The 6,897-nt window shown below is 67.3% G+C and carries 6 protein-coding genes and 1 pseudogene; 3 read left to right on the top strand and 4 right to left on the bottom strand.

The annotated features are described in order from the left end of the window. Nucleotides 1–130 precede the first annotated feature (130 nt). From DC432_RS12245 to DC432_RS16930, 4 genes and pseudogenes are all read right to left on the bottom strand, one after another. On the bottom strand, nucleotides 131–1,069 hold the full coding sequence (locus DC432_RS12245; RefSeq protein WP_116538133.1) for a tyrosine recombinase XerC: 939 nt from the start codon (nucleotides 1,067–1,069) through the stop codon (nucleotides 131–133). A gap of 54 nt (nucleotides 1,070–1,123) precedes the next feature. Further along, complete coding sequence (dprA, locus tag DC432_RS12240) at nucleotides 1,124–2,449, bottom strand: DNA-processing protein DprA (protein ID WP_431739683.1); 1,326 nt, start codon at nucleotides 2,447–2,449, stop codon at nucleotides 1,124–1,126. Then, a complete protein-coding gene (locus tag DC432_RS16935; protein WP_431739682.1) occupies nucleotides 2,449–2,727 on the bottom strand; it encodes a hypothetical protein in 279 nt (92 codons plus the stop codon). Before DC432_RS16935 ends, dprA begins: the two co-directional genes overlap by 1 nt. Nucleotides 2,728–2,793: 66 nt before the next feature. Then, a pseudogene (locus tag DC432_RS16930) lies at nucleotides 2,794–3,036 on the bottom strand (ATP-binding protein); the annotation flags it as partial. A 58-nt stretch (nucleotides 3,037–3,094) separates the two neighbouring features. On the opposite strand from DC432_RS16930, the gene DC432_RS12230 reads away from it, so the two are divergent. From DC432_RS12230 to DC432_RS12220, 3 genes are all read left to right on the top strand, one after another. Next, nucleotides 3,095–4,633, top strand: a complete 1,539-nt coding sequence (locus tag DC432_RS12230; RefSeq protein ID WP_116538132.1) for a recombinase family protein — start codon at nucleotides 3,095–3,097, stop codon at nucleotides 4,631–4,633. A 103-nt stretch (nucleotides 4,634–4,736) separates the two neighbouring features. Then, on the top strand, nucleotides 4,737–6,062 hold the full coding sequence (locus DC432_RS12225) for a PIN domain-containing protein (RefSeq protein WP_116538131.1): 1,326 nt from the start codon (nucleotides 4,737–4,739) through the stop codon (nucleotides 6,060–6,062). Between the two features lie 4 nt (nucleotides 6,063–6,066). Beyond that, nucleotides 6,067–6,894, top strand: a complete 828-nt coding sequence (locus tag DC432_RS12220; RefSeq protein ID WP_116538130.1) for a hypothetical protein — start codon at nucleotides 6,067–6,069, stop codon at nucleotides 6,892–6,894. Nucleotides 6,895–6,897 lie beyond the last annotated feature (3 nt).

Genomic DNA, 6,897 nt, shown 5'->3' with positions numbered 1-6,897 from the left:
AAGGTGGGCCGGGCGCGAGGGGTGGGCCGGGTCGGGTGGGCCGGGTCGGGTGGGCCGGGTCGGGTGGGCCGGGTCGGGTGGGCCGGGTAGGGCGGGCCGGGTAGGGCGGGCCGGGTAGGGCGGGCCGAGGTCAGGCTCGCGGGTGCGCGAGCCGATAGGCGTCGCGCAGGCGCTCGGTCGAGACGTGCGTGTAGATCTGGGTGGTGCCCAGGCTCGCGTGCCCGAGGATCTCTTGGACCGCGCGCAGATCGGCCCCGCCGTCGAGCAGGTGGGTCGCCGCCGAGTGCCGCAGCGCGTGGGGTCCCAGGGCGTCGGCGCCGATGGCGTCGCCGACGGTGCGCGTGACCAGCGCGTGCACGGCTCGCGGTCCGATCCGGCCGCCGCGGGCCCCCAGGAAGACGGCCCGCACCGCCGTGCCGCGGGATCGCGACGACGTCGCGTCCGAGGTGTCGTCCGCCCGCGCCCGCAGCACGGGCCGACCCCGCACCAGATACGCCTGCAGCGCGCGCTCGGCGGGGAGGCCGAAGGGCACGACCCGCTCCTTGTCACCCTTTCCACGTAACCGCATCGTGCGGCGCTCGTGATCGATGTCGTCGAGGTCGAGCCCGCAGACCTCCGACACGCGCGCTCCTGAGCCGTAGATCACCTCGAGCAGGGCGTGGTCGCGGAGGGCGATCGGGTCGCCGTCGCGCGCGCCCACCTCGAGGGATTGCAGAACGGATGCCAGGGTGTCGGCCGTAGCGACGGACGGCAGCGTCCGTCCGCGTTTGGGCGAGACGAGGCGGAGCGACACGTCGGCGTCGAGGACGCCCTCGTCTTTCGCCCACGCGAAGAACCCACGGACGCTCGAGATGCGCCGCGCCGACGTCGACTTGGCCTGGCCCGCCTTGCTGGCCTGCCATTGCCACTCGCGCAGCTGATCGAGGTCGACCGACTCGAGGCGCGGATCGCGCAGATGGTTCACGAGGTCGGCGAGGTCGGAACGGTATGCGCGGACCGTCGCGGGCGAGAGGCGGCGCACGTCGGAGAGGTGGGCGAGGTAGCCCTCGACGGCCTCGGAAACGCGCATGACCCCAGCCTGCGGGCTGCGGCCCGGGATCGCCGCCGACACGCGCGGTGGACGTCACCTGCCCTGCCCCCTCGCGGAGCTGCGGGGTGCGCGCCACCCGCCGTCGTCGTCGCGCTCGACGCGCCCCTCGAGTGCGGCGAAGCCCAGCAGCACCGCCGCCTCGTCGACCGCCATGCCGCTGCGGCGGGCGACCTCGTCGACGCCGCGCGCCACGCGCGTGGACAGAGCATCCAGGACCCTCGTCGTGTCGTCGGTCCGATCGCCCCGTCGAGGTTCGCGGGGAGGCGCCTCGCGGCCCGTCGCGGTGTCCGGAACGGGACCCGGGCCTCTCCCCCGCGACGAAGCGGCGCCGTCCGCCGCTCCCCCACCCGGCGCAACGGCACCGCTTCCGGCCCTCTCCGCCGACGCGCCCGCTCCCCCGGTGACCGCGTCATCCCTCAGCTGCGTCACCCCGAGCATCTCGAGCACGTCGCGGGACGACGTCACGCACGTGCCGCCGAACTCGCGCAGCACCCGATGGCAGCCCGCCGAGGCGGCGCTCGTGATCGGACCCGGCACGGCCCCGAGAGCCCGCCCCAGGCTCGCCGCGTGGGCGGCGGTGTTCAGCGACCCGCTCCGCCAACCCGCCTCGACGACGACCACGGCGTCGGCCATGGCCGCGATCATCCTGTTTCTGGCGAGGAACCGCCACTTGGTGGGGGCCGTTCCGCAGGGGACCTCGCTGTAGACGGCCCCCGAGTCGACGATGCGGGCGAGCATCACCTCGTGTCCGCGGGGATAGGCCCGATCGACGCCGCCGGCGAGAAAGGCGACCGTCCTCCCGCCCGCGCCCAGAGCGGCCCGGTGCGCCGCCCCGTCGATGCCGTAGGCCGCGCCCGAGACGATCGTGGCTCCCGCCCCCGCGAGTTCGGCGGCGAGATCCGCGGCGACGCCCTCGCCGTACGCCGTCGACGCCCGCGCGCCGACGAGCGCCACGACGTCACGGGCAGACGCGTCCGCGTGCCCCCGAGACCACAGAGCGACCGGCGCGTGCGCGCCCAGATCATCGAACCCCCGCGGCCAGGCGCCGTCGCCCGGAACCAACAGTCGCGCCCCGCAGCGACGCGCGGCATCCACCGCCTCGTCGATCGCCCCGGGACGCAGGCGCGGCATCCACCGCGCTCGAGCCCCGCGGAGCTCATCGACGTCTGGGTCGACGGCCGCTCGCAGCGCGTCGAGCGGCCCGCGGGCGGCGATGAGCGCCCCCGCCTCGCTGTCGCCGGGCTCGATCAGGACGCTCCAGACGGCACGCGCGAGTGCGCCGAACGGGTCGGACTCGTCGACGGGACGAAGCCCCCGCAGGGCGGCCCGTGCCGTGGCCTCATCGCGCAGGGAGGGGATCACGCGGCCGCTCCCCGACGCAGGAACAGCGCCCGGCCGACGTCATCGCGCGACAATTCGTCGTGACCCGCGATGTCGGCGACGGTCCATGCGACGCGCAGCAGCCGGTCGTACCCCCGCAGGGTGAGGGCTCCCCGGCGCAGGGCCACATCGAGAGGCTGCAGCACCGCGGGGTCCGGAGCCGCCGGTCCGCGCAGCCACGTGCCCGGCACGTCGGCGTTCCGACGCCAGGGGGTGTCGCTCCAGCGTTCCGCGGCCCGTCGACGAGCGGAGGCCACCACCTCACGAGCCTGTGCAGTGCTCACCGTGCGTGTGTCGCCGTCCCGGCGCGCGGACGACACCCGGTTCAGTCGCAGGTCGATGTCGATGCGATCGAGCAGCGGACCCGAGAGGCGGCGCGTGTAACGGCGGATGGCCTGCGGAGCGCACTCGCACACCCCACCGGGGACCCCGTGCTGCCCGCACGGGCAGGGGTTGGTCGCCACGACCAGCTGGAACCGCGCCGGGTAGGTCGCGGCGACCCCCGACCGGTGCAGGTGGATCGTGCCGCTCTCGAGCGGCTGCCGCAGCGCGTCGAGCACCGAGGCGGGGAACTCGCCGCCCTCGTAGCGGGATCACAAAATTACCCATGTGCGATAATTGACTATGAAAGAAGGAAGGAAGCGCGCTGCGCTCTACCTCCGTCAATCGCTCGATCGACAAGAACAGATCGACGCGCAGCGGAAAAGATGCCTCGCCTTGGCCGACGGCCGCGGGTGGGAGGTTGTCGAAGTTTTCGAAGACAACGAGGTGCGGGCCTCAACCCAGCGCGGAGACGGTACTGCCTGGCAAGCCATGCTCGCGGGGATCGGCCGTGACTTCGATGTGGTGGTCGCGTACAACCTAGATCGACTCCTGCGAAGCACGAAAGACCTCAACCTCCTCATCGACCTCGGTGCGGAGGTCGTCACAGCTGAGGGTGAGATCGACCTCACGACAGCAGACGGCGAGTTCCGAGCGACGATGCTCGCAGGTATCGCGCGCTTCGAGACTCGCCGAGCTAGAGAGCGCCAGGTCAACCACAAGCGCGCTCGCGCTGAACGCGGTCTTTGGCATGGAGGATCGGCCCCGTACGGCTACTCACTACGTGACGGCAAGTTGGCCCCTTCCGAAGCTGAGGTCGCACGCATCGCCGAAGCGAGCAAACGCCTGCTGGACGACCACGAGCCCATGCACAGCATCGTCACCGACTGGAACAACAGGGGCGTCCGGACCCGCTCCGGGAAGCACTGGCGTCAAGCCAACCTCCGGTCGATTCTGCTGAACCGGTCGATGCTCGGAGAGACCAAAGCCGGTGTCGTCGGGTGGGACCCCATCATCGACGTCCGCACGTTCGACAGACTCACTGCGTTGCTGTCCGATCCGTCGCGAAAGATCGTGCACTCCCCCGGCGTCAAGGGCGGCAAGCACTCGATGGGAGGCGGGCTATCCGTATGCGCGAAGTGCGGGAAGCCGCTCGTGACGAACACGAAGACCAACGCGAACGGACCGACGCTGGGTTGCCTCGCGCGAGTGCATGGCCCTGACGCTCGAAACCATCCTCGCGTGAAGCGTGCAGTAACGCGCAACGGCGAGAAGGTCGTCGTCGAGCAGGACACCGGGCGCGTGACGATCGGCCACGACCGTCTGGAACGGTACGTCTTCGATGTCGTGACGGAAGCGTTGTCTCAGAGCGACCGTTGGCAGACGCGGATGGGTGAGTCTGACCCCGCGGACGACGCCAAGATAGACGGGCTGGAAGCCGAACGCGCGGTTCTGCGCGACGAGAAGGACCGCGTGAAGCGCGCCTTCATCGCGGGCATCATCGCGACCGAACGTGAAGCTCTCGCCGAGTTCGAGCGGATCGACGCCGCGCTCGACGCCATCGAGGGCCAGATCAATGGCCTGCTCGGTCGACCAGTCATCGCGAATGCTCTTGCTGATGAGGTGGACTGGCAGACATGGACTCCCGGTCGACGTCGCGCCTTCCTGAAGCTTGTCCTCGACGCCGTGATCGTCGACAGCTGGCCCGCGGGGATGCCGCGTACGCGACCTCGTTTCTGCAACGAGTCTGCCGAGGACTACGCCGTCGCGCGCGACGCGAGCATGAACGCGGCGACAGCACGTCGCGTACGGATTGTCACAAAGTGGGGCCAAGTGCTCTAGCCCCTCTGCAGGACAGGCGAGCCGCCCGCCTGTCCAGTGTGCCGTTGTCGGTACCCGCATGTAGCTTGGGAACGCCCTCGCAGAACGGGCACGAGGGGGCAACATGCGCAACGAGTTTCCGGGCTACTACAGCCTCAATGACGCACAATTCGACGCACTCTGGGCCGACGGGCTGATTGTCTTCGACTCAAGCGCGCTGCTGAACATGTATAGATACTCAGTCTCCACAGCGAGTCAGTACCTGACAGCGCTGAAGGAGAAGGCGGACCAGCTTTGGATCCCACGGCAGGTCGGCATTGAGTACCACCGCAACAGAGACAGCGTCATCCAAGCCCAGCACGGTGCCCTCGACAGGATTGCGAAGGAAGCAGAAGACGCGCACACGAAACTAGAGTCAACGATCACTAGCTTCAAGAGACACCCGTCGCTCGACACCAGCGAACTGACAGTAGCGCTCAGAAAAAGTCGCAAGATCCTCCGCAAAGCACTGAAGGCTGCGCGCGTGCGCCACGAAGATCTGGTGCGCTCGTCCAACTCGAACGACACCGCGAGCGAGGCGATCAGCGACTTGTACGAGGGTCGCATCGGAAGAGCTTGGTCGGAGGACGAACTCACGGCTCTCTACAAAGAGGGCGGCGAGCGTTACGAGAAAAAGCAGCCGCCCGGCTTCAGAGACGCGGCCAAAAGCGAACCTGAGAAGTATGGCGATCTCGTCCTGTGGCGCCAGCTGCTGGAGCACGCGGAGGCAGAGAGGAAGCCAGCCATTTTCGTCACCGACGATCAGAAAGACGATTGGTGGCTGACAGTCAATGGGGACATCAAGGGTGCGCACCCCGATCTGGTTGCGGAGTTTCAGGCCCGAAGCGGACAGCCAATTGCTTTCCTTACGTCCGAGCGCTTCCTGAAAATCGCGCTGGACAAGGGAGCCAAGGTAAGCGAAGACGCCGTCGAAGAGGTGAAGACACGATCGAGGCCCACCGCGGTGACTATGGCGCGCATCGTGGAGGAGGCCGCCCCCGAACTCACGCCTGCCTTGCGACAGCGGCTCCGGGAGATCGCCCAGACCTACACTTCGTCCCCCGAGTACATGCGGTCAATGTCGAGCGTTGCGGAAACAGCCTCACGCCTCGCGCACCAATCCGGGGGCCTTTCCTCGGAGCAATTGGGTCGACTCTTCACCGGCGTGTCAAGTGCCGAGCAACTGGCGCGGTTCCAGGTACAGACGGACGACATGACCAGTCGGTACGCCAAACTGTTGGCCGCTAGCGATGCAGCGAAACGAAACACGTCATTCGTCGATTGGTATGTCAATCAGCAAGCTGAGGATCGTGACCTCGCCCAGGTGTTTCACGAGGGGGTTCTGCGTGGCCGCGGCGAAGTAGACGCGACAGCCTCGGCCCACCAAGCCGAGGATGAGGCGGACGATTAATCCAGTGAACACCGTCGGTCACTACAAGGACTTCTTCGCCGCCGCCGCGCAGGTCATCCCAGTTCTTGCTCTGGCGTTGGTACTCGAGGCGCGCCTGATTGCAAATCGGTACAGCAAGAAGAACGCATTCGGACAACGCGGGTTGAGAGTCGCGTGGGGCCTGTTCCTCGGGCTTCTTGCGTTTCTTATCGTTCAAGCCCTCGTGAGCTCCCTCAACGCCCTGACGAAGGATCAGCAGGCGACGATGTCAGGTTGGGATTGGTATGCATACCTCGTCACGTGGACTGCCATCTACCTGGGCTCTGCTGCAGTTGTGACCATACCGATCACAGCAATCGTTATCAGCGCTGTCGCGGACGTAATAGGCTATCTTTTGTTACGCGTTCCGTGGGGCCCGGCGCAGAAGTTGCGACGCGAGATCATTGTAGAGATTCGGCAGACGGAGCAGGACGTGAACGATGCGCGAGATACACAGCGAGACTTTGTGGTCGTAGCGTCCAAGTTCCTGGTTGTGGGGTTCTCCGGGAAGCGATCAGCCGAAAGCGCGCTCAGAGATTACGTTCGAACCTCGCCATGGATGACCGAATCCGAGCGGCGTGACCATGTCTCCTACTTCGAAAAGAACATAAAAACCTTCGAAGAAGCAATTCTTGACGGCGAAAAAGCCTGGAAGCGGCACAAGAAGGCGAAGAAGCTCGCGCGGCGCCTTGAGACTGCGATCCAGCGGCAAAAGTCGATTCTCTCGAAAGTCGACGAGATCGTCACAAACGGCGGATCACCGGCGCAGATCGAACGTCAACGAAGGCAACTGGCTCAGGCTTCGCGGCACTGACCG

Source organism: Microbacterium testaceum, from assembly GCF_003075375.1.
Lineage (GTDB): Bacteria > Actinomycetota > Actinomycetes > Actinomycetales > Microbacteriaceae > Microbacterium > Microbacterium testaceum_E.
The sequence above is the reverse complement of the archived record's forward strand: the minus strand, read 5'-3'. Positions and strand labels throughout refer to the sequence as shown.